Origin of the sequence: Corynebacterium sp. KPL1818 (genome assembly GCF_000478135.1) — a bacterium.
Classification (GTDB): domain Bacteria; phylum Actinomycetota; class Actinomycetes; order Mycobacteriales; family Mycobacteriaceae; genus Corynebacterium; species Corynebacterium accolens.
This window is the reverse complement of the sequence record NZ_KI515760.1, coordinates 501,387-524,059: the sequence shown is the minus strand read 5'-3', so window position 1 is coordinate 524,059 and position 22,673 is coordinate 501,387. Positions and strand designations below refer to the sequence as shown.

Annotated in this window: 17 protein-coding genes, 2 rRNA genes and 1 riboswitch (1 of these 20 only partly in view); of the genes, 6 read left to right on the top strand and 13 right to left on the bottom strand. The window is 57.9% G+C overall.

The window, feature by feature from the left end:
- The 4 genes from HMPREF1261_RS12055 to HMPREF1261_RS12040 form a co-directional block, all read right to left on the bottom strand.
- Window positions 1–1,970, bottom strand: a 23S ribosomal RNA gene (locus HMPREF1261_RS12055) (it extends 1,106 nt beyond the left edge of the window).
- A 510-nt stretch (window positions 1,971–2,480) separates the two neighbouring features.
- Window positions 2,481–3,999 (bottom strand): 16S ribosomal RNA (locus HMPREF1261_RS12050).
- The 16S and 23S rRNA genes sit together here, the layout of an rRNA operon.
- A 625-nt stretch (window positions 4,000–4,624) precedes the next feature.
- On the bottom strand, window positions 4,625–5,911 hold the full coding sequence (gene tyrS / locus HMPREF1261_RS12045) for a tyrosine--tRNA ligase (RefSeq protein ID WP_023031154.1): 1,287 nt from the start codon (window positions 5,909–5,911) through the stop codon (window positions 4,625–4,627).
- A gap of 62 nt (window positions 5,912–5,973) precedes the next feature.
- Entirely contained in the window at window positions 5,974–6,165 is a 192-nt protein-coding gene (locus tag HMPREF1261_RS12040) for a Trm112 family protein (protein ID WP_023031153.1), read from the bottom strand.
- A 129-nt stretch (window positions 6,166–6,294) separates the two neighbouring features.
- Window positions 6,295–6,408, top strand: a riboswitch (TPP riboswitch).
- A gap of 1 nt (window position 6,409) precedes the next feature.
- Between HMPREF1261_RS12040 and thiC the strand changes: the two genes are divergently transcribed.
- Genes thiC through HMPREF1261_RS12010 form a run of 6 tightly spaced genes read left to right on the top strand, consistent with a single transcriptional unit; the run spans window position 6,410 to window position 12,302 of the window.
- Complete coding sequence (thiC, locus tag HMPREF1261_RS12035; protein WP_023031152.1) at window positions 6,410–8,341, top strand: phosphomethylpyrimidine synthase ThiC; 1,932 nt, start codon at window positions 6,410–6,412, stop codon at window positions 8,339–8,341.
- On the top strand, window positions 8,331–9,005 hold the full coding sequence (locus HMPREF1261_RS12030) for a thiamine phosphate synthase (protein ID WP_023031151.1): 675 nt from the start codon (window positions 8,331–8,333) through the stop codon (window positions 9,003–9,005). Before thiC ends, HMPREF1261_RS12030 begins: the two co-directional genes overlap by 11 nt.
- A complete protein-coding gene (thiO, locus tag HMPREF1261_RS12025; protein WP_023031150.1) occupies window positions 8,998–10,119 on the top strand; it encodes a glycine oxidase ThiO in 1,122 nt (373 codons plus the stop codon). Before HMPREF1261_RS12030 ends, thiO begins: the two co-directional genes overlap by 8 nt.
- Before the next feature lie 24 nt (window positions 10,120–10,143).
- On the top strand, window positions 10,144–10,347 hold the full coding sequence (gene thiS / locus HMPREF1261_RS12020; protein WP_023031149.1) for a sulfur carrier protein ThiS: 204 nt from the start codon (window positions 10,144–10,146) through the stop codon (window positions 10,345–10,347).
- 9 nt (window positions 10,348–10,356) lie between these two features.
- On the top strand, window positions 10,357–11,145 hold the full coding sequence (locus HMPREF1261_RS12015) for a thiazole synthase (RefSeq protein ID WP_023031148.1): 789 nt from the start codon (window positions 10,357–10,359) through the stop codon (window positions 11,143–11,145).
- Window positions 11,145–12,302 (top strand): ThiF family adenylyltransferase, encoded by a 1,158-nt coding sequence (locus tag HMPREF1261_RS12010; protein ID WP_023031147.1) that lies wholly within the window; start codon window positions 11,145–11,147, stop codon window positions 12,300–12,302. The genes HMPREF1261_RS12015 and HMPREF1261_RS12010 overlap by 1 nt, the downstream gene beginning before the upstream one ends.
- Window positions 12,303–12,439: 137 nt before the next feature.
- Here the strand turns inward: HMPREF1261_RS12010 and HMPREF1261_RS12005 are convergent, their stop codons facing one another.
- From HMPREF1261_RS12005 to argJ, 9 genes are all read right to left on the bottom strand, one after another.
- Window positions 12,440–13,477 (bottom strand): ornithine cyclodeaminase, encoded by a 1,038-nt coding sequence (locus HMPREF1261_RS12005; protein WP_005280341.1) that lies wholly within the window; start codon window positions 13,475–13,477, stop codon window positions 12,440–12,442.
- Between the two features lie 13 nt (window positions 13,478–13,490).
- The gene (locus HMPREF1261_RS12000) at window positions 13,491–15,008 is read right to left on the bottom strand and encodes an amino acid permease (RefSeq protein WP_023017897.1); all 1,518 of its coding nucleotides are present in this window, start codon (window positions 15,006–15,008) and stop codon (window positions 13,491–13,493) included.
- A gap of 216 nt (window positions 15,009–15,224) precedes the next feature.
- Window positions 15,225–16,655 (bottom strand): argininosuccinate lyase, encoded by a 1,431-nt coding sequence (argH, locus tag HMPREF1261_RS11995; protein WP_023031146.1) that lies wholly within the window; start codon window positions 16,653–16,655, stop codon window positions 15,225–15,227.
- 6 nt (window positions 16,656–16,661) lie between these two features.
- Window positions 16,662–17,882, bottom strand: a complete 1,221-nt coding sequence (locus HMPREF1261_RS11990; protein ID WP_023017895.1) for an argininosuccinate synthase — start codon at window positions 17,880–17,882, stop codon at window positions 16,662–16,664.
- A 78-nt stretch (window positions 17,883–17,960) separates the two neighbouring features.
- Entirely contained in the window at window positions 17,961–18,443 is a 483-nt protein-coding gene (locus HMPREF1261_RS11985; RefSeq protein ID WP_005282729.1) for an arginine repressor, read from the bottom strand.
- A gap of 2 nt (window positions 18,444–18,445) precedes the next feature.
- Window positions 18,446–19,366, bottom strand: coding sequence for an ornithine carbamoyltransferase (gene argF, locus HMPREF1261_RS11980; protein ID WP_023031145.1), 921 nt, complete (start codon window positions 19,364–19,366; stop codon window positions 18,446–18,448).
- Window positions 19,363–20,541: an acetylornithine transaminase gene (locus HMPREF1261_RS11975; protein WP_023031144.1), complete on the bottom strand. Its 1,179-nt coding sequence runs from the start codon at window positions 20,539–20,541 to the stop codon at window positions 19,363–19,365. The genes argF and HMPREF1261_RS11975 overlap by 4 nt, the downstream gene beginning before the upstream one ends.
- A complete protein-coding gene (argB, locus tag HMPREF1261_RS11970; protein ID WP_005282711.1) occupies window positions 20,538–21,473 on the bottom strand; it encodes an acetylglutamate kinase in 936 nt (311 codons plus the stop codon). Before argB ends, HMPREF1261_RS11975 begins: the two co-directional genes overlap by 4 nt.
- Before the next feature lie 8 nt (window positions 21,474–21,481).
- Complete coding sequence (gene argJ, locus HMPREF1261_RS11965; RefSeq protein WP_023031143.1) at window positions 21,482–22,651, bottom strand: bifunctional glutamate N-acetyltransferase/amino-acid acetyltransferase ArgJ; 1,170 nt, start codon at window positions 22,649–22,651, stop codon at window positions 21,482–21,484.
- Window positions 22,652–22,673: the final 22 nt, after the last annotated feature.

Genomic DNA, 22,673 nt, shown 5'->3' with positions numbered 1-22,673 from the left:
TTTTTGATAAACAGTCGCTTCCCTCTATTCTCTGCGACCCCACAACACTCCAACCGCACAGGTCTTCACGTCACAGGGCCCCCCTTCTCCCGAAGTTACGGGGGCATTTTGCCGAATTCCTTAACCACAGTTCACCCGAACGCCTTAGTATCTTCAACCTGACCACCTGTGTCGGTTTAGGGTACGGGCCATACACACACTCGCTAGAGGCTTTTCTCGACAGTACAGGATCACCACCATCAACCCTTTTAGGGTCTACGCATCACGCCTCAACCACAAAGTGCGGCGGATTTACCTACCACACGGCCTACACGCTTACACCACCAATCCAATAAGTGGCGCGGCTACCTCACTGCGTCACCCCATCACTTGAACCACACATCAGGCCCCACGACATCAACACCACCAACACTCAAAAAAGTGAACAGGTAGCGTATCCGCAGTGGTTAGTATCCGTGCTTTATCATGGGCGCACATGTACGGGTACCAGAATATCAACTGGTTATCCATCGACTACGCCTGTCGGCCTCGCCTTAGGTCCCGACTCACCCTGGGAAGACGAACTTGACCCAGGAACCCTTAGTCATCCGGCGGTAAGGATTCTCACCTTACAATTCGTTACTCATGCCTGCATTCTCACTCGCACACAGTCCACGCCTCCTCACGGTAACGCTTCCACCCATGCACGACGCTCCCCTACCCAAACAACGTATGTTGCTTGCCGCGGCTTCGGCGGTGTACTTGAGCCCCACTACATTGTCGGCGCAGAACCACTCGACCAGTGAGCTATTACGCACTCTTTCAAGGATGGCTGCTTCTAAGCCAACCTCCTGGCTGTCTTCGCGATCCCACATCCTTTTCCACTTAGTACACCCTTAGGGGCCTTAACCGGCGATCTGGGCTGTTTCCCTCTCGACTATGAAGCTTATCCCCCACAGTCTCACTGCCGCACAACACAATTGATGGCATTCGGAGTTTGGCTGACATTGCTAAGATTGTAGTCCCGCTCAACCAACCAGTCGCTCTACCTCCACCAAGCTAAATGCGACGCTGCACCTAAATGCATTTCGGGGAGAACCAGCTATCACGGAGTTTGATTGGCCTTTCACCCCTACCCACAGCTCATCCCCGCAGTTTTCAACCTACGTGGGTTCGCGCCTCCACAACCTCTTACAGCTGCTTCACACTGGCCATGGGTAGATCACCCCGCTTCGGGTCCAGGACATGCCACTTATCACCCCATTAGGATTCGGTTTCCCTACGGCTACCCCACACGGGTTAACCTCGCGACATGCCGCTGACTCGCAGGCTCATTCTTCAAAAGGCACGCCATCACACACAAACAGGTGCTCTGACGGATTGTAAGCACATGGTTTCAGGAACTATTTCACTCCCCTCCCGGGGTACTTTTCACCATTCCCTCACGGTACTATCCACTATCGGTCACACTGAGTATTTAGGCTTACCGGGTGGTCCCGGCAGATTCACAACAGATTCCACGAGCCCGTTGCTACTCGGGAACCCAACAACCCCCACATCATCATCTTCAGCTACAGGACTCTCACCTACTCCGGTAGATCATTCCAAACCACTTCACCTAACAACAATGCACAGGGCGTGCCACTGGTAGATGACACAAAGCTAGGCCCCACAACACCGCACACACAACCCCTACCAGGTATCACATGCACACGGTTTAGCCTCATCCACGTTCGTTCGCCACTACTAGCAGAATCATTATTATTTTCTCCTCCTACGGGTACTGAGATGTTTCACTTCCCCGCGTAACCCCCACAACAGCTATGAATTCACTGAAGGGTAACCCCACATAACCAGGGCCAGGTTTCCCCATTCGGACATCCTCGGATCAACGCTTTATTGACAACTCCCCGAGGCTTAACGCAGCCTTACACGTCCTTCATCGGCTCAGCATGCCAAGGCATCCACCATGTGCCCTAAATAACGAACACACCAACCACCACACACAAACCACACAACACAAAGGTCACACAATCCGTATGCAGTGGCAACAAGTGAACTTGACAAAATAAACAAAAAGAAAAATCACATCACACACAAGACACCACAAGCACAAAAACAAGTGGCATCATGTGAGATGCTCGCGTCCACTATACAGTTCTCACACAACACCCCAACCAGCAACAAACACCACCACAACAGACGACGCTCATCAACCAGTCAGGCACACACAAAAGGGGATAATGCCCCAGACACCCAACAATGCACCAACGTACAATCAACACTCATTTTCGTATACATGGACACTTTTACGCATGTCACAAAGCACTGTCTCAACACTTAGACCTGCTGATTAAGGTGTATGTCCTACCCGGAATTTCCAAACATCGGTGGCAGCAGAACACTCGCCTACTCAACCACCAACCCACCATCAAACAACAGTGGGCAACCCACAACTGTGGGTCATGGCTGCAACTGCAGCCAAAATAAAAGCTCCTTAGAAAGGAGGTGATCCACCCGCACCTTCCGGTACGGGTACCTTGTTACGACTTCGTCCCAATCGCCGATCCCACCTTCGACGGCTCCCTAACACGTTTAGGCCACCGGCTTCGGGTGTTACCAACTTTCATGACGTGACGGGCGGTGTGTACAAGGCCCGGGAACGTATTCACCGCAGCATTGCTGATCTGCGATTACTAGCGACTCCGACTTCATGGGGTCGAGTTGCAGACCCCAATCCGAACTAAGGCCGGCTTTCAGCGATTCGCTCCACCTCACAGTGTCGCAGCGCGTTGTACCGACCATTGTAGCATGTGTGAAGCCCTGGACATAAGGGGCATGATGATTTGACGTCATCCCCACCTTCCTCCGAGTTAACCCCGGCAGTCTCTCATGAGTCCCCAACCAAATGCTGGCAACATAAGACAAGGGTTGCGCTCGTTGCGGGACTTAACCCAACATCTCACGACACGAGCTGACGACAACCATGCACCACCTGTACACCAACCACAAAGGGAAACTACATCTCTGCAGCGATCTGATGTATGTCAAGCCCAGGTAAGGTTCTTCGCGTTGCATCGAATTAATCCACATGCTCCGCCGCTTGTGCGGGCCCCCGTCAATTCCTTTGAGTTTTAGCCTTGCGGCCGTACTCCCCAGGCGGGGCGCTTAATGCGTTAGCTACGGCACGAAAGTCGTAGAAAGACCCTCACACCTAGCGCCCACCGTTTACGGCATGGACTACCAGGGTATCTAATCCTGTTCGCTACCCATGCTTTCGCTCCTCAGCGTCAGTAACTGCCCAGTAACCTGCCTTCGCCATCGGTGTTCCTCCTGATATCTGCGCATTTCACCGCTACACCAGGAATTCCAGTTACCCCTACAGCACTCAAGTTATGCCCGTATCGCCTGCACGCCCGGAGTTAAGCCCCAGAATTTCACAGACGACGCGACAAACCACCTACGAGCCCTTTACGCCCAGTAATTCCGGACAACGCTCGCACCCTACGTATTACCGCGGCTGCTGGCACGTAGTTAGCCGGTGCTTCTTATCTAGGTACCGTCACAAAAAAGCTTCGTCCCTAGCGAAAGGAGTTTACAACCCGAAGGCCTTCATCCCCCACGCGGCGTCGCTGCATCAGGCTTGCGCCCATTGTGCAATATTCCCCACTGCTGCCTCCCGTAGGAGTCTGGGCCGTATCTCAGTCCCAATGTGGCCGTACACCCTCTCAGGCCGGCTACCCGTCGCCGCCTTGGTAGGCCATTACCCCACCAACAAGCTGATAGGCCGCGAGCTCATCCTACACCGAAAAAACTTTCCAACCACCACACTAAAGATGGCTCCTATCCGGTATTAGACCCAGTTTCCCAAGCTTATCCCGAAGTGCAGGGCAGATCACCCACGTGTTACTCACCCGTTCGCCACTCGAGTACCCTGCAAGCAGGGCCTTTCCGTTCGACTTGCATGTGTTAAGCACGCCGCCAGCGTTCGTCCTGAGCCAGGATCAAACTCTCCACAAAAAGAATTTCAGCAAAACACTGAAAAGGCCGTGAAAAGCCCAAACCTAACCAAAAGAACAAACCACCACAAACCCACAAAAGCAGGCCCATGCTGGCGTCCAAAAATTACTGCAAAGAAAAAATATACTGCCTCCCCAACCCGACGGGGCAAAAAAGGGAGACAAAAAGTTGAACACAATCACATGCCAACCAATCCATCAATGCAGCCGAAACACTAAACAGTATTCAAAAAGATGCGTATTCCAACACCTTACCGGCACACACCAACCAACAAACCACCATTAGGTTCGCCGGCCAACAGACCAATCAACACACAACCATGCACACAAAAATAAAAAATAAGTACATTGGCACACTATTGAGTTCTCAAACAACATCCACACACCACAAGAAGATTAACCAAACGTTAACCTCTCAGCGGCGGCTCGTACCAACTTACCCAACAACCTGAACAAAGTCAAATCCTCGAGCCAAGTCAGTACAAAAAGTCACTCAAAAGTAACCAACCGGCTACCTCTCGGCGACTTCGATAAAGTTACACCCAACCCCGAAAAACACACAAATCCCCAGGTAAAAGCGCAAAACGCGATTACCAAGGGATCAGTTAACAGCTAAGCTGACGCTCCTAGGAAGGATTCACAACCCGTGCTCCGGCGAAACGCTTCTTGCCTTTACGCAACACGAGCCACGAACCATGCAGCAGATCGTTGGAATTCGGCGACCACTCGATGTCCTCGATGCGCTGGTTATTCACGTAAGCGCCGCCCTCGCCCACGGTGCGGCGCGCAGCACCCTTTGATTTTTCCAGTCCCGCCTCAACCAGCAGATCCAGAATCGTTGCCTCTGGGCCGACCTCGGCAATCTCGGTTTCCTGCAATGCGGAAGACAACGTGGCCTCGTCCAAATCCTGCAGCTCTGCCTTACCAAACAACGCCTGGGAAGCCAGCTCCACTGCTTCGGTGGCCTGCTCGCCGTGCACCAGGGTGGTCATCTCCCGTGCCAATACGCGTTGCGCCTCACGCTTGTGGGGTTCCTCCTCTACCTTGCGTGCCAGCTCTGCGATCTCCTCCTGAGTGAGGAAGGTAAACCAACGCAGGTAGTCGATAACCACCGCGTCGCCAGCATTAATGAAGTACTGGTACCAGGAGTACGGGCTGGTCAGCTGTGGATCCAGCCACAGTTTGCCGCCGCCGGTGGACTTGCCAAACTTATTGCCCTCGGCATCTGTCACCAACGGCACCGTCAGGGCGTGGACCTTCGCACCATTCACGCGACGATTCAGATCGACGCCGGAAACGATGTTTCCCCACTGGTCGCCACCGCCAATTTGCAGCACACAGTCGTACTCTTTGTGCAGGTGCACAAAGTCGTTTGCCTGCAGCAGCATGTAGGAAAACTCGGTGTAGGAAATGCCGTCGGATTCCAGGCGGCGCTTGACCGTATCGCGGTCCAGCATGGTATTCAGCGAAAAGTTCTTACCGATATCGCGTAGGTACTCGATGACGTTGATCTGGCTAGTCCAGTCCGCGTTGTTCACCATCACCGCCGGAATTGCGGACTCGCCCGCCTCAGTGAAGTCCACGAAGGCTTCAAGTTGGTCCTTGATTGCCTGCATATTCTCTGCGATCTGCTCTTCCGAGAGCATGGAGCGCTCTCCGACATCCCGCGGGTCACCGATCATTCCCGTCGCGCCACCGGCCAGCGCGATGGGACGGTGGCCGAAGCGTTGGAAGCGCTTCAGCATAATCAGCGGCACGAGGTGGCCAGCGTGCAGCGAGCTTCCCGTCGGGTCAAAACCGCAGTACAAGCTGATCGGACTCTCTGCGGCTTCCTTCAATGCCTCCAGATCTGTGGACTGGTTGATCAGCCCGCGCCATTGCAGTTCGTCGATGATGTTCGTGTTGTTGCTCATACGAAGGTGTTCCCTTTTATTTGTTCTCTGTGGGGTTGTTTTTCTTTGCAGAGCGCGGGGCTCTACTCGTTCGGAGCTAGTGGGCAGTACTCGCCGGGCCAGTCCACGGCTTCGTCGACCAGCATGACCGGAATACCATCCTGTACCGGATAGGCCTTGTTCAGCCTTGGGTTCACCAAATAGTCGCCGTGATCCTCCAGCGGCTGCTTGTCGATGGGGCACACGAGGATCTCTAGGAGCTTCTGATCGATCATGCTGCTTAGTCTAACCCGTACCCCAGACAAGCTATTTAGTGACTCCCTGATGTTGCTTGCCGATGTCCCCTCGGTCAATCGCCTAACCCATAACTTCACCCTCGCGTGGTGTGCGTTACAGTGGAAGGCGCAACCGAACACGGGCGCTCGAGGTATCGAGCTGAGATCGCGCTGTACACCTGCGCGAGTACCGCTAGAACCTGCCTGGTTAGAACCAGCGAAGGAAGAATGAGGAGAGTCAACTATGACGGATACGTCTGCCCAGCACACCCGTACTACCATCCCGAACGACGAGTACGGTGCGGAAATCCACCCGAAGCACAGCTTCGCCCCCATCGAAAAGCAGGTGGAATCCTTCGGCAAGACCTTCACCCTACAGGTGCCGGAGACCGAGGTTCAGCTAGACGATTCCCCGACTGGCCCGAACGCGCCGCAGAAGCTCTACCGCACACGCGGCCCGTGGGCCGAGCCGACCGAGGGGCTAGAGGCTCTGCGCAGCGAGTGGATCGAAGCTCGCGGCGATGTGGAGGCCTACGAGGGCCGGCGCCGCAACCTGTTGGACGACGGTAACCGCGCCCTCAAGCGTGGCGAGGCCAGCGATGAGTGGAAGGGTATAAGCCGCGAGACGCTGCGAGCCAAGGAAGGCAAGCGCGTAACCCAGATGCACTACGCCCGCCAGGGTATTATCACCCCGGAGATGGAATACGTCGCACTGCGCGAGCACTGCGACGTAGAAAAGGTGCGCGAGCAGGTTGCCTCCGGTAAGGCAATCATCCCGAATAACATCAACCACCCGGAGTCAGAGCCGATGATCATCGGCAATGCCTTCAATACGAAGATCAACGCCAATATCGGCAACTCCGCCGTGACCTCCTCGATCCGCGAAGAGGTGGACAAGCTGCGCTGGGCTACCCGCTGGGGCGCAGATACCGTAATGGATCTATCCACGGGCAACGACATTCACACCACCCGCGAGTGGATCATGCGCAACTCTCCGGTGCCGATCGGTACCGTGCCGATCTACCAGGCCCTTGAGAAGGTCGACGGCGTGGCCGAGGACCTGACCTGGGAAATCTTCCGCGATACCGTGATCGAGCAATGCGAGCAGGGCGTGGATTACATGACGATCCACGCCGGCGTGCGCCTGCCCTTCGTCCCGCTGACCACCAAGCGCGTGACCGGCATCGTCTCCCGCGGCGGTTCCATCATGGCCGGCTGGTGCCTGGCGCACCACAAGGAATCCTTCCTGTACGAGAATTTCGACGAGCTGTGCGAGATCTTCGCCAAGTACGACGTCGCGTTCTCGCTTGGCGATGGCCTGCGCCCCGGCTCCATCGCCGATGCCAACGACGCAGCCCAGTTCGCTGAACTGAAGACCATCGGTGAGCTGACCCACCGCGCATGGGAGTACGACGTTCAAGTCATGGTCGAAGGCCCAGGCCACGTGCCGCTCAACATGGTGCAGGTCAACAACGAAAAGGAGCAGGAATGGTGCGGCGGCGCTCCGTTCTACACCCTGGGACCGCTGGTTACCGATATTGCTCCTGGCTACGATCACATCACCTCCGCCATCGGTGCGGCCAATATCGCGATGGGTGGTACCGCAATGCTGTGCTACGTCACCCCGAAGGAACACCTCGGCCTACCGAATAAGGACGACGTGAAGACCGGCGTGATTACCTACAAGGTCTCCGCGCACGCGGCGGACGTCGCCAAGGGCCACCCTGGCGCCCACGAGTGGGACGATGCGATGAGCAAGGCTCGCTTCGAATTCCGTTGGCACGACCAGTTCGCCCTGTCCCTGGACCCGGATACCGCCCAGTCCTACCACGACGAAACCCTGCCCGCGGAGCCGGCGAAGACCGCCCATTTCTGCTCGATGTGCGGACCGAAGTTCTGCTCCATGCGCATCAGCCAGGATATCCGCGACGCATTCGGCGAGAAGATCGACGAGGCGCTGGCCACTGACCGAGAGCAATCGCTAGTCAAGGACCTCGGCTTGCCTGGCTTCGGCCGCCAGAGCGTGGACGAAGAGCACTTCTCTAATGCTGAAGGCGAAGAAGAAATGGCCGAGGAGTTCCGTCGTGCGGGCTCCAAGCTGTATCTGAACCGCAGCGAGGCCAAAGAAGTAGCCGAGGATCTGGAAAAGGAAGCAGCGGGACACAGTGCGCGCTAAGCAACTGGATCTGCGGTGTTACCACGTGACGGGTGTACCGCAGGAGAAGGTCGTGCAGGTTGCCGCAGCGGCAGCAGCCGGTGGCGCGGGCGTGATTCAAGTTCGCAGCAAACCCATTAGCGTGCGCGATCTGACCGCGCTTGCTATCGACGTGGCGGCGGCGGTCGAAGAGGCCAATCCAGCAACGCGGGTGCTTATCGATGACCGAGTCGACGTGGCCGCCGCGCTGATGGGTAACCACAATATCCACGGCGTACACATCGGCCAGGACGACCTGGATCCGCGCCTGGCACGACGAATCCTTGGCGAGGATGCGATCATCGGGTTGACCACCGGCACCCTCGAGCTCGTGCAGGGTGCCAACGAGTACGCCGATGTGATCGACTACATCGGTGCCGGGCCGTTCCGCCCCACGCCCACGAAATCCTCTGGTCGAGCCCCGCTGGGGTTGGAAGGCTATCCCCCGCTCGTCGCGGCTTCGGCCGTTCCGGTGGTGGCGATTGGAGACGTGCAAGCCACCGACGCCGAAGCGCTGGCCAAAACCGGTGTGGCTGGTGTCGCGATTGTGCGCGCCTTCATGGACTCCCACGATTCGTCTGCGCTGGCGACCACGGTTGTCCGAGCTTTCGACCGCGCGAATGCAGCCACAGGTTCACATGCATAATGCCGAGCACGCCATCATTGGCGCGGGAATCATCGGGCTTACCACCGCATTCGAGCTGGTGGATGCGGGTGTCGACCCACAGGAAATCGTGGTGATCGATCCCCACCCCATTAGCGGTGCCACTTTCGTGGCCGGCGGCATGCTGGCTCCGGTGGCGGAGGTGCAATACCGGCAAGAGCCGTTGTACCCGCTGATGGTTGCTTCGGGCGAGATGTTCCCGGATTTGCTAATCAGGTTGAGTGCGAAAACCACCGCACCGACCGGGCATCGCCGTGAATCCACCCTGGTGGTAGGCGCCGACCGCGCCGATGGCGTGCACATCCGCGAGCTGCTGGCGCTACAGCAGAAACACGGCATGGATGCCCACGCACTGCCATTGCGGCAAGCACGAAAGCTAGAGCCTGGGCTCAGCCCCCAACTGGCCGCCGCAGTGGAAATCCCGGGCGATCATCAGATCAACCCGCGCATGTTCAGCGCGTGCCTGCTGGAATACCTGCAGCACGCCGGGGTTCGCTTTCTGTCCACGGCAGCAACGCGCATCGACGGCCAAAATGTGCAGCTTGCCGATGCCCCCATGGTCACTGCCAACATGATCTACCTCTGCAACGGGCTGGGCGCCAAGGACGTGGATGGCTGGTTCGAGGGTGCCAATCCCCTAGCGCTACGGCCGGTGTTGGGTGACATGCTGCGGCTGCGGGTACCAGAGGAGCTAGCGCCAACCACCCGAGTGGTGCGCGCATTCGTGGAGGATCGGCCGGTGTATGTTATTCCCCGCACCGACGGCACCATCGCTATCGGTGCCACCAGCCGCGAAGACAACCGCAAGGGCCCGTCTGTGGACGGTGTGCACACGCTCCTTCGCGATGCCATCCGCGTGGTTCCGGGACTGGAGGACTGCGAGTTCATCGAAGCGATCGTTGGAGCCCGGCCAGGCACCCCCGATGACCTACCTTACCTGGGCAAAGTACGCGACGGGCTAGTGATCTCCACCGGGTACTTCCGCCACGGAATCCTCCTGTCCGCCCTGGGGGCTAAGGTGGGTGCTCAGTTGGGATTGGGCACGTCCCCGGGGATGGACATCTCGGCCTGCGATCCGCTACGCCACGCCCGATAGCCACACAAGAAAGGAATAAGCACCATGGACTACACACTTAATGGCGAGCCCCGCAATAGCGATGGGCCGATCACCGTGGGCGCCATTGTAGAAGCAGAAACTGGCGATGCCTCGCCAAAGGGCGTGGCCGTAGCCATTAATGGCGACGTGATCCCCGCCAGCAACTGGTCTCATGAGGTTACCGACGGCGACCAATTGGATATCCTCATCGCCGTACAGGGCGGTTAGGAATCTCCGATGCTTACTATTGCAAATAAACAATTCGATTCGCATCTAGTAATGGGAACCGGCGGGGCCAGCAGCCAGGACATGCTGGAGCAATCCCTGGTTGCCAGCGGTACGGAGCTCACCACCGTCGCCATGCGTCGGCACAGTGCCACGAGCGCTAGCACCGGTGGGGAATCCATCTTCGAGCTTTTACAACGGTTGAACATTAACGTGCTGCCCAACACTGCCGGGTGCCGCACCGCCCGCGATGCCGTAACAACCGCCAAGCTAGCCCGCGAGGCGCTGGGCACCAATTGGGTGAAGGTAGAAGTGATCGCGGATGATCGCACGCTTCTACCGGACGTGGTGGAGCTCGTGGATGCGTGCGAGATGCTGGTTGCTGAACGATTCGTGGTGCTGGCATACACGAGTGACGATCCGGTCATCGCCAAGCGGCTAGAAGACGTGGGCGTGGATGCGGTGATGCCTTTGGGCTCGCCGATTGGTACGGGTCTAGGCATCCTGAACCCGCACAATATTGAGCTGATCTGTTCGCGCACCCAGGTTCCCGTGCTTCTGGATGCCGGTGTGGGCACGGCCTCCGATGCTGCACTGGCCATGGAGCTGGGCTGCGATGGCGTGCTTTTAGCCAGTGCCATCAACCGCTGCCAGGATCCCCTGGCGATGGCGACTGCAATGAAATACGCCGTGGAAGGCGGCCGGTTGGCCCGCCAAGCTGGGCGCATTCCGAAAAGGCAGCACGCCGTGGCGTCATCATCGTTTGAAGGATTGGCGAGCTGGGAAGACAAGGTCCTGTAATGAGCCAACTGCCCCGCGAAGAGCTGCATAGAGTGGCCCGCCAGACCCTGTTGCCCGGTTTTGGCATCGCCCAGCAGGAAGCGCTGCACGGCACCCACGTATTTGTCATCGGCGCTGGCGGATTGGGATGCCCCCTGATGCAGCAACTGGCTGCCGCCGGTGTGGGCGAGATTTCTGTTATCGACGACGACACGGTGGATCTGACCAATATCCACCGCCAGATCCTATTCGGCGCCCAGGATGTGGGTAGATCCAAGGTGGACGTCGCCGCCGAAAAGCTCGAACAGCTGCAGCCCGGCATCGTGGTGCATGCGATTCGCGACCGCCTTACCGCCGACAACGCCGTGGATTATCTCCGTGGAGTGGACATCCTGGTGGATGGTTCCGATACGTTTGCCACCAAGTTCCTCGCCGCCGATGCTGCGGAGATCACGGGTACCCCGCTGGTATGGGGCTCGGTGCTGCGATTTCGCGGCGACTGCGCAGTGTGGTGGTCTGGACCCGGTGCCGAATCGGGCGTGGGCATGCGGGACCTCTATCCCCTGCAACCCGATCCCGATTCCGTGCCGGATTGCGCCACCGCCGGCGTGCTGGGCGTGACCACAAGCGTGGTCGCGGGCCTGATGTCGACCGAGCTAATCCAGTTCGCCACCGGCATGAACCGCGACCGGGTAGGTCTGTTGAGCATCTACGATGCCCTGACTTCCTCCATCACTCACTTCCGCGTGCCCCACGACCCAGCACGTGAGCTAACCACCCAGCTGCAGCATGACTACGGTGGCGCTGCCTGTGCCGTGCTGGGGACCGAAGATGCCGCCGTGATGTTCGACGAACTGCGCGAGGGCGCCGCGGCAATCGATGTGCGCGAAGCAGGGGAAGCCGCCATTGATGATTTCTTTTTTGACGCCACCGCGAGGCATTGCCACTTACCAACCTCCGTGTGGCAGGAAGATCCAGAGGCAGCGCGCTCCCTGCTCGATTACCTGCAGGGCGCGGGGCTTAGCGACGCCTGGGTGTACTGCGCCTCCGGCAAGCGATCGGCCAGCTTCATCTCGGCCTTCGCTGAGGAAGCCGAACAGCGTAACATTACGTTGCACAACGTTGCAGGTGGCATAAAGAGCCAGCCCGCCACATTCCACGGGATGCCGGAGCACTAGCTAGCGCAAAGCATCCGAATATGACAAAGGGTCCTTGTCTTGCAGGAAGACAAGAACCTCTTGCAACTTCTAGGGATAGTACGTCTCACCTTTGCGAGGAAGAGGGAGAAGTTGAGCCCCTCTGCCCCACCCGTGCCTTAAAGCAGGGACGGGACGTTAGCGACCAAGGAGAACAGATCCTTGGGATCGTCCGGGTTGGCAATGATGTCGATCTCGGACTCCAAGTCGGTGCCCTTGACGGAATCGCGCAGGTAACGCAGCGCGGAGAAGTCATTGATGGCGAATCCGACATCATCGAAAAGCGTGATCTGCTCATCATCGTCGCGGCCGGTGGCCTGACCGGTGAGCACCTGGTAGAACTCCACGACCGGGAAGTCTTCCGGCTTCTGCTGGATTTCGCCCTCGATGCGGGTCTGCTCAGGGAATTCCACGAACACCTTGGACTTGTCCAGGATGGAGCTCTCGAGCTCGGTCTTGCCTGGGCAGTCACCGCCGACTGCGTTGAGGTGTACGCCTGGGGCAACGTGGCGATCAGCAAGAATCTGGTTCTGAGCCTTGTCTGCGGTGCAGGTGGTAATGATATCTGCACCCAACACAGCCTCGTCGACGCTAGAGCAGGCGGTGATATTAAAGCCAAGTGGCTCCAAGTTACGCTTGAACTTTTCCACTGCCTCAGGATCGATATCGTAGATGGTGATGTCTTCGATGCCCATGACGCCACGGAAGCCCAGTGCCTGGAACTCGGACTGCGAGCCAGCACCAATCATCGCCATGCGCTTGGAATCCTTGCGCGCAAGGTGCTTGCCCACCATGGCGGAGGTGGCGGCGGTGCGCAGCGCGGTAAGGAGGGTCATCTCTGCTTCGAAGGTCGGGTAACCATTGTCGACGTCAGCGATAACACCAAATGCGGTAACGGTCTGGTAACCGCGAGCAGGGTTGGACGGGTGACCGTTAACGTACTTGAAGGAGTACTCCTTACCGTTAGAGGTAGGCATCAGCTCGATGACGCCGAACGGGGTGTGGGAGGCAACGCGCGGAATCTTGTCAAAGCGCTCCCATTCGCGGTAGTCAGCCTCGAGGTAATCCACCATTCCAGTAATGATGTTCTCTACGCCTTCGCGCTGAATCCAGCGCGCCATATTTTCGACGTCTACAAACTTAACAGCGTGGTTCATAAGAATTCCTTTCTTAGTTCTTGGAGTGAAGGTCTGTTTGTGGTGCGGCAGGGAAGCTCGAGGTTGGCAGGTGCTTTGCCTTCCTCTCCTCCGCAATAGTGCGGATCCGCTCGCGCCATGCAAACCACATTGCCACAAAGACCGGAATGAGCAGCACGGTCGATGCAAGCGCATAGGTTCCGATCGGATAATCAAAGGCCATCAGGATAATTACCAAGCCAATGAAGATCAGTACCGCCCAGTCTCCGCCTTGACCAAATGGTGAGCGGTACCCAGGACGAGTATAACGCCCACTCTTGGATAGTTGGATAAACCTCAGGTGAGATAGAGCAACCGCAGCCCACGAGGCTAGAGTGCCCAACGCAGCCAGGTTGAGGACGATTTCGAATGCCATCTCAGGCACGACATAGTTGAGGAAGACACCTGCCAAGCCCACAAGGGCTGCCATCACGATGCCACCGTAGGGCACGCCCGACTTGGACATACGGGCACCGAACTTCGGGCCCGAGCCAGAGGTAGACATGTTGTACATAATGCGGCCGGTGGAATACAGGCCAGCATTAAGCGAGGAAATAGCGGCTGTAATAACCACCAGCTGGAAGATTGGAGCGGCCACGCCAACGCCAAGGGACTCAAAGAAGGTCACAAAGGGCGACACTTCTGCCACGTAGTTGGTGTACGGCAGCACTAGGGTCAACAGCAGAACAGAGCCAAAGTAGAAGACCAAAATACGCAGGAGCACGTTGTTTACCGCGCGCGGGATGTGCTTTTCTACGTCCTTGGTTTCACCGGAGGTAGTTCCCACCAGCTCGATGCCGGCATACGCGAAGACAACACCCTGGATGACAATCACGGCAGGTAGCAAGCCATTAGGCAGCCAGCCACCGGTACTAGAAATCAGGCTGAAGCCAGTGGGGTCTCCACTCGGATGACCAAAGATTAGAACACCGATGGCCACGAGCATAAAGATAATCAGAGCGACGATCTTAATCAGTGAGAACCAGTATTCCAGCTCACCGAAGATCTTCACCGAAAGCATGTTGAATACCAAGATGCTGCAGATGACGACGAGGGCAAGCGTCCACTGCGGTACCGAGTCAAGCCATGTTGTGTACTGGCTAAACCACTTGATGTAGATGGCCACCGCAGTACCATCCGCGACCAGAGTCATGGCCCAGTTTCCCCAGTACAGCCAGCCGGTAACAAACGCAGCCTTCTCGCCGTAGAACTCTCGAGCATAGGAGACGAAAGAGCCGGAGCTTGGGCGGTAGACGATGAGCTCGCCAAGGGATCGCAGGATTATGTAGCCGAAGAAACCACAGATGAGGTAAAGCACCGCTAGGAACGGGCCGGCGGTTTGCAGGCGGCTACCAGTACCCAAAAGAAGACCGGTACCAATCGCGGAACCGATGGCAATCATCTGTAGCTGGCGATTGCCCATCCCCTTTTGCAGGCCATGATCTTCCGATGCGAAAACCGCCTTCTCATTCTCGTGCGGCCCAGTACTAGACGGTGGAGAATTTTCAGTCATTTAGAGATCGTCCTTTCATTGGCAGGAATACGTGTACTAGGTCTCATTCCTCGAAAAGACATTAACACAACACTATGTAACCCACGTCACCACTACCCCCAATTTGTTCAACAACACGGTTAGTACCTTGGGAATGGGCCGTTCTCCTACCCCCGTTGGTAAACATAAAAGAACCGCATGGCCGTAGACCATGCGGTAAAAAGAGGATTTCGCCGTTTATCTCAGCGGCTTCTGCACCCACTCGCGCGCCGCGGCGGCATGCTGGCGGACGGTTTCGCGCTGCTCAGCAACGCGGACGCCGGCGGTTCCGCCTTTTGTTGTGCGGGAAGCAACGGCACCGTCGATGGTCAGAACCTTGCGCACCTCTGGGGTCAGTCGCTTGTCGACGCCCTTGAGTTCCTCATCAGTGAGGTCCACCAAGTCCACTCCCCGCTCTTCGGCGATGCGTACGCACGCGCCGGAAGCTTCATGGGCTTCACGGAAGGGCACGCCTTCGCGCACCATCCACTCGGCCAAGTCGGTGGCCAGGGTGAATCCGCGTGGCGCCAACTCGCGCATCCTGTCTTCATTGAAGGACAAGGTGGACACGAGCCCGGTCATCGACGGCAGCAGCAAGTTGAGCTGTGCTACCGAATCCACGATGGGTTCTTTGTCCTCTTGCAGGTCGCGGTTATAAGCCAGCGGCTGTGCCTTCAGCGTGGATAGCAAGCCGGTGAGGTTGCCAATCAGGCGCCCAGTCTTGCCGCGGGTAAGTTCCGGGATATCCGGGTTCTTCTTTTGCGGCATGATGGATGAGCCCGTGGACCATGCGTCGTCCAAGGTGACGTAGCCGTATTCCGGGGTGCACCAGTAGATGATCTCTTCTGCCAGCCTGGACATGTCAACGGCAATCTGTGCCAAGACAAAGGCCGTCTCCGAAGCGAAATCGCGTGAAGCGGTGCCATCCAAGGAGTTTTCAGCGGCTGAATCGAAGCCGAGTTCCGCCGCGATGGCCTCTGGATCAAGCTGCAGGGAGGAACCTGCGAGTGCACCCGAGCCATACGGGGATACGGCTAGCCGCTTATCCAAGTCCTGCAGGCGCTGAATATCGCGCAGCAGTGGTTGGGCGTGGCCCAGCAACTCGTGCGCAAGCAGGATCGGCTGCGCGGCCTGGGAGTGAGTTTTACCCGGCATGATGGCCTTGGGGTGCGCTGCGGCTTGATCCGCTAGGGCATCGACAAGCTCGGAGACCTGCAGGGCCGTATCGCGGATGGCATCGCGCACCCACATGCGAAAGAGCGTGGCGACCTGATCGTTGCGGGAACGTCCCGCGCGCAGGCGGCCGCCTACCTCGGGCCCAACGATGTCGATGAGGCCACGCTCCATGGCGCCGTGCACATCTTCATCGGTGGGCGCTGGGACAAATTCGCCCGAAGCTACCTTCTTCCCGAGCTCGGTGAGCCCGGAAAGCATGGTGTCGAGGTCGGCATCGGAAAGCAGCCCTGCCTTGTGCAGCACCTTGGCGTGCGCCTTCGAGGCGAGTACGTCGTAAGGGGCAAGCACCCAGTCAAAGTGGGTGGAAACCGAAAGGGCGAACATCGCCTCGGAAGGGCCGCCGGAGAAACGGCCGCCCCAGAGCGCGCCTTCGTTAGTCTTGTGTGGTTCCATCGGTGCCTATTTTTCTGCGCTGGTGGGGAAACCACCCTCGCGGTCACGCTGGTTGGAAATCTGGGTGGACAAGCCGTGCAACTGGACAAAGCCCTTTGCAGCGGTCTGGTCGAAGGTATCGCCGGTGTCGTAGGTAGCCAGATCGAAGGAGTACAGCGACTGGCCGGAGCGGCGGCCGGTGACGGTCGCAGTACCTGCGTGCAGGCTCAGGCGGATATCGCCGGTGACGTTCTCCTGGGATTCCTCGATGAAGGCATCCAGGGAACGCTTGAGCGGCGAGTGCCACAGGCCGTCGTAAACCTCCTCGGACCACCGCGCATCCGTCAGGCGCTTGTAGCGTGCCAGCTCGCGCTCCACGGTGACATCCTCCAGCGCCTCGTGAGCCTGGATGAGCACCATGGCACCCGGTGCCTCGTAAACCTCGCGGGACTTAATGCCCACCAACCGGTCCTCCACCATGTCTAGGCGGCCGATGCCCTGGGCGCCGGCGCGGCGGTTGACTTCTTCGATGACCTGCAGCGGGGTCAACTTCTTGCCATCGACGGCAACCGGAACACCCTTCTCAAAGGAAATGATGATCTCATCCGGAGCATTGCCCAGGCCCGGGTCTTCGGTATATGCGTAGAGATCCTTTGTCGGTGGGTTCCACAGATCCTCCAGGAAGCCGGTTTCTACCGCACGGCCCCACAGGTTCTGGTCGATGGAAAATGGCGAGGCCGCCGATTGCTCAATGGGCAGGTTAATCTCTTCGGCAAAATCGATGGCCTTATCGCGGGTCCATGCATAATCACGCGCTGGGGCGACGATCTCTAGCGATGGATCCTGGGCGCGGAAGGACACCTCAAAACGCACCTGGTCATTGCCCTTACCGGTGCAACCGTGAGAAACGTGCGTTCCGCCGTGCTCCTGCGCGGCCTTTACGAGGTGCTTGGTAATAAGCGGGCGGGAAATGGCAGATACCAGCGGGTACTGCTTCATGTACATGCCATTCGCCTTAATGGTGGGCACGCAGTATTGCTCCGCAAACTCATCTTTGGCGTCGATAACGATGGATTCCACCGCACCGCAATCGAGCGCACGCTGGCGTACGGACTCCATATCCTCGCCGCCCTGACCCAAGTCGAGGGAAACGGCAACGACATCGCCGCCGGTCATCTTTGCCAAGTATGGAATGGCTACCGAGGTATCGAGGCCACCGGAATAGGCCAAGACTACGCGTGCAGACATGCTAAGACTCCTTAATTAATTGAAAACAATTCGGTTAGTTAAATAATATACGAGCGGGTGTGAGAATGCCACAATTTATTAAATCCTCTGCGAGGTCAGCGTCTCCGCCAATTCTGCGCCGGTAACTCCCTCGCGCGCCAGCACAAAGATGGTGTCATCACCAGCGATGCACCCCACCACGTCATGCAGACCCACGCGGTCGATAAAGCTGGCGAGGTATTGCGCCGCGCCCGCTGGTGTGCGCAGCATCGCAATATTCATCGAGGAATCGTGGGAGACCACCAATTCATCCAACATGCGCCGCAGCTTCTCGCGCGGACCGCCCACCTGGTCTTCGAATTGCTCCAGCTCGCCGGCGACCATATAGTACGAGCGCCCGCCATCTCGCTTGACCTTTTTTGCTCCCAGCTCATCAAGATCTCGCGAGAGCGTGGCCTGCGTAATGTCGATGCCTTCTGCCAACAAGAGCTCCGATAATTGGACCTGGCTCGTGACGCGATTGCGGTCCAGGATTTCCAAAATCTTTGCCTGCCGGGCAGTACGAGTGCTCGGGGTACTCATGGCTAGCTATTCTCCTTATTGATATCGAGCAACCACACCAGCAATGCCTTTTGGGCATGCAGGCGGTTTTCCGCTTCATCAAATACCCGGGACTGCGGTCCATCGATAACCTCTGCGGTCACCTCGTTTCCACGATAGGCCGGCAGGCAGTGCAAGAAAATCGCGTCCTTCTTTGCCTTTGCCATCACGTCTTTAGAGACCTGATACGGCAAGAACGGGGTGTGCCTGTCCTGCCCATCGTTTTCCTGTCCCATAGATACCCAGGTATCCGTTATTACCACATCAGCGCCGGAAACTTCTTCCACATCATCGGTCACCGTCACATTGCCGCGCTGCCGTGCGCGCTCGACAAATTCGGGACGCGGTTGGAACCCTTCCGGCGACACGATGGAAATATCCATGCCTGCGGTAGCAAAGCCAATCATATAAGAATTGGCCATATTATTATTGCCGTCCCCAAGATAGACCGCCTTGCGGCCTGTAAGGTCACCTAGGTTTTCCCGGCAGGTCAGGAGATCGGCCAGGATTTGGCAGGGATGCAGGTCATCAGAAAGCGCATTGACCAGCGGCGCCGTCGAAGTCTCGGCCATCTGTTCCAGGTTGTCGTGGGCATAAGTGCGCCAGACGATGGCCTCCACGTAGCGGGACAAGACCGCGCCCGTATCCTGATAAGACTCGCCCTTACTCATATGAGTGCCAGAAGAATCAACGGTAATGGCGCTGCCGCCCATGTGCGCGATTCCAGTTTCAAAGGAAAAGCGGGTGCGCGTGGATGTCTTATCAAAAAGGACGGCTACCGTCTTTGGCCCCTCCAATGGGCGCCGCGCGAACGGGTCGGCCTTGAGTTGGACCGCCAAATCGAGGACTTCCTTTTGTTCCTCTGGGCTCAGGTCATCATCGGCTAGAAAATGGCGCAAGTTCATACTAATTCCTCCACAATGGTGCGTAATTTTTCCAGGGCAGCATCAATTTCCTGCTGCGATATGATCAGCGGCGGGGTAAGGCGCAGGACGTTCTCGCTCGGGGCGTTGAGAATAATTCCCTGCGCGAATCCGCGCTTGACGGCCTCGCGAGCAACCGGTGCATTTAATACAACTCCGAGCATGAGACCGCGCCCGCGCACCTCGCTGACCCCGGGAATCTCCTTGACTTGCTGCGCCAAGTACTCGCCTTTGGCGGAGACCTCATTCAAGAACTCCTGATCCAGGGCATCGAGTACAACATTGGCCGCCGCACACGCCACGGGGTTTCCGCCAAAGGTGGTCCCGTGGGAACCTGGCTGGAATAAGTCCTTGGCGCGCCCACGGGTGATGGTGGCGCCGATGGGCAGTCCGGCACCCAACCCCTTGGCCATGGTGATGACATCGGGGGAAATTCCCTCAAACTCGTGGGCAAAGAACTGCCCCGTGCGCCCAGCCCCGGCTTGGACCTCATCGACGATGAGCAAAATGCCGTGCTCATCGCATAACTCAGAAACGGCCCGCATAAAACCGGCAGGAGCAGGAATGACTCCGGTCTCGCCCTGAATGGGCTCGAAGATGATGGCGGCGGTATCCGCGGCGTCTTGCTCCACTAATTGGCGCAGGTAGTCGATATCGCCGTAAGGGTAAAATTCCACGCCACTAGGCAGTGGGCGGAATGCCTTTTGCTTATCAGGCTGCCCAGTCATGGCCAAAGAGCCCATCGTGCGGCCGTGAAAACCATGGTGCGCAGCAAGGATGCGCCGCCTACCGGTCAGCCGCGCGAGCTTGAATGCCGCCTCGTTTGCCTCCGATCCGGAGTTGCAGAAAAATACGCGCGCCTCACTATCGCCCACCCGTTCAATCAGCTTTGCCCCGGCGTCTAGCACGGGTTGGGTGGCAAAAAGATTGGAGGTATGCACAAGGGTGCGGCTTTGCTTGGCAACAGCATCTGCTACCTCCGCATTGCCATAGCCCAAGGAATTCACGGCGATACCGGCCAGCAGGTCAATGTAGGTTTTCCCGTTTTCATCAGTAAGGGTGGCGCCCTCCCCGGACACCAGGCCGAGTGGCGGCTGGCCATAGGTATTAGCCAGCGTTTCTGACCACCGGCCGGTTAATGCTTCTTGCGTGCTCATGCGATATCGTCCTTCCTGAACACTGTGCCTTCGGGATAATCGTGCTTTTCGTAATCATCGGGCAGGACCATCGTTCCAATGCCACCCGGAGTTAAAAGCTCAAGGAGCACAGAATGGCCTATTCGGCCGTCGATGACGTGCGCCGCGGATACCCCGCCCTGCACGGCATTGAGGCAGGATTCCATTTTGGGAATCATGCCGGAGCTCAGGCCGGGAAGCAGCCCGGTAAGCTCATCGCTTTCGATTTTGGAGACTAGCGAATCCTTATTCGGCCAGTCGGTATAAAGGCCTTCCACGTTGGTCAGAATGACCAGGCGCTCTGCTCCCAGCGCGCTCGCTAGCGCACCCGCGGCGCTATCGGCGTTGATGTTATACACCTCGCCATCGGCTCCAGGTGCGATGGTTGAGACCACCGGGATGCGGCCGGCTTCGATGATGTCATTGACGGCTGCCGGATTGACCTCCACGATATCGCCCACCATCCCGATATCGGTTGCCTCTCCTTCTACCTCCACAAACCGCTTGGTAGCGCGGAAAAGCCCAGCGTCTTCGCCACTTGTGCCCACGGCGTAGGGCCCGTGCGAGTTAATGAGGTTCACCAGACCGCGGCCGACTTGGCCAAATAGCACCATGCGCACCACGTCCATGATTTCGGGCGAGGTGACGCGGAAACCGCCCTTAAACTCGCCTTCTATGCCGAGCTTATCCAGCATGGAATTGATCTGCGGTCCGCCGCCGTGGACGACAACGGGCTTTGCTCCAATGGTGCGCAGAAACACCATATCCGCAGCAAAGGCTTCCTTGAGCTCCTCATCCACCATGGCGTTGCCGCCATACTTGACGACGACGATTTTATCGCGGAAGTGCTGCAGCCACGGCAAGGCTTCAGCCAGCACCGTAGCGCGTTCTTGATTATTTAATCCGGGAAACATTTCTCCTCCTAGGAGCTATACGCCGAGTTAATCTCAACGTAGGAGTAGGACAAGTCCGTGGTGCGGACGAACGCTGTACCCTCACCGCCGGTGCCGAGATCCACGCGGACATCAATATCCGCCCCGCTCAAGTCCACATCGCGGGCTCCGGACGCGCCCGTCGAGTGCACGCATACCGGCTGGTCATTGAAGTAGACGGAGATATTGTCTGGGTCCATGTCCGCATCCGCCATGCCGACGGCGGCCAATACCCTGCCCCAGTTGGGATCGGAGCCAAACATGGCGCACTTAAATAAATTGTCCCGACCCAGGGTGCGAGCGGCATTGAGCGCTTGCTCATCAGATCCCGTGCCTTCGACGGTGATCTTGACGCGCTTTGTCACTCCCTCAGCATCGGCTTGGAGCTGATCCGCAATATCCGCGCAGATCTCTAGGATTGCCTGGTCCAACTCTTCTGAGCTGGGCTGCACGCCGGAGGCCCCGGAAGCCATGACAATCACGGTGTCATTGGTAGAGGTCGAACCGTCCACGTCCAACGTATTAAACGTCTGTGCGCAGGCCTTCTCCAGCGAGTTCTGCAGGGTAGCTGCGTCAGCGACGGCATCGGTAGTAATACAGACCAGCATCGTGGCAAGCGATGGCGCCATCATGCCAACGCCCTTGCCCATAGCGCCCACAGACCACCCATCGCCCGTATAACCGGATTCCTTAGGAACGGTATCCGTGGTCATTATCGCAGTGGCGGCGTCATTGCCGTGCTGTGGGGTCGTGCCCACGTGATCGACGACGTCCGCGATGCCCGCAAGTGCATTGTCCATAGGCAACGGCTCACCGATGAGCCCGGTAGAACAGATGGCAATATCCTTCACGGCGATTTCCGTGCCATGGGATACGGCATCGACCATCGCGCGTGCATCGACATCGCCTTGCGCGCCGTTGCACGCATTGGCATTGCCGGAGTTGATGACTACGGCGCGCAGCTGGCCATCCGCTACCGCCTCGCGGGAGACCTTAACTGGGGACGCCACCACGCGATTGCGCGTGAACACTGCCGCGGCGTCCGAGCGCGGGCCTTCATTGATAATCAATGCCAAGTCCGACTTGCCGGAAGGCTTGATTCCGGCCTTTACCGCTCCGGCGCTAAATCCGGCGGGTCCTGTGATTCCTGGTGTAGTCATCATATTCTCCTCTAAGTAATGC

What these genes read in the sequence shown, in the direction of transcription:
- tyrS (WP_023031154.1), bottom strand. Translation starts at nt 5,911, where the DNA reads ATGAGCAACAACACGAACATCATCGACGAACTGCAATGGCGCGGGCTG.
- HMPREF1261_RS12040 (WP_023031153.1), bottom strand. Translation starts at nt 6,165, where the DNA reads ATGATCGATCAGAAGCTCCTAGAGATCCTCGTGTGCCCCATCGACAAG.
- thiC (WP_023031152.1), top strand. Translation starts at nt 6,410, where the DNA reads ATGACGGATACGTCTGCCCAGCACACCCGTACTACCATCCCGAACGAC.
- thiO (WP_023031150.1), top strand. Translation starts at nt 8,998, where the DNA reads ATGCATAATGCCGAGCACGCCATCATTGGCGCGGGAATCATCGGGCTT.
- thiS (WP_023031149.1), top strand. Translation starts at nt 10,144, where the DNA reads ATGGACTACACACTTAATGGCGAGCCCCGCAATAGCGATGGGCCGATC.
- HMPREF1261_RS12015 (WP_023031148.1), top strand. Translation starts at nt 10,357, where the DNA reads ATGCTTACTATTGCAAATAAACAATTCGATTCGCATCTAGTAATGGGA.
- HMPREF1261_RS12010 (WP_023031147.1), top strand. Translation starts at nt 11,145, where the DNA reads ATGAGCCAACTGCCCCGCGAAGAGCTGCATAGAGTGGCCCGCCAGACC.
- HMPREF1261_RS12005 (WP_005280341.1), bottom strand. Translation starts at nt 13,477, where the DNA reads ATGAACCACGCTGTTAAGTTTGTAGACGTCGAAAATATGGCGCGCTGG.
- HMPREF1261_RS12000 (WP_023017897.1), bottom strand. Translation starts at nt 15,008, where the DNA reads ATGACTGAAAATTCTCCACCGTCTAGTACTGGGCCGCACGAGAATGAG.
- argH (WP_023031146.1), bottom strand. Translation starts at nt 16,655, where the DNA reads ATGGAACCACACAAGACTAACGAAGGCGCGCTCTGGGGCGGCCGTTTC.
- HMPREF1261_RS11990 (WP_023017895.1), bottom strand. Translation starts at nt 17,882, where the DNA reads ATGTCTGCACGCGTAGTCTTGGCCTATTCCGGTGGCCTCGATACCTCG.
- HMPREF1261_RS11985 (WP_005282729.1), bottom strand. Translation starts at nt 18,443, where the DNA reads ATGAGTACCCCGAGCACTCGTACTGCCCGGCAGGCAAAGATTTTGGAA.
- argF (WP_023031145.1), bottom strand. Translation starts at nt 19,366, where the DNA reads ATGAACTTGCGCCATTTTCTAGCCGATGATGACCTGAGCCCAGAGGAA.
- HMPREF1261_RS11975 (WP_023031144.1), bottom strand. Translation starts at nt 20,541, where the DNA reads ATGAGCACGCAAGAAGCATTAACCGGCCGGTGGTCAGAAACGCTGGCT.
- argB (WP_005282711.1), bottom strand. Translation starts at nt 21,473, where the DNA reads ATGTTTCCCGGATTAAATAATCAAGAACGCGCTACGGTGCTGGCTGAA.
- argJ (WP_023031143.1), bottom strand. Translation starts at nt 22,651, where the DNA reads ATGACTACACCAGGAATCACAGGACCCGCCGGATTTAGCGCCGGAGCG.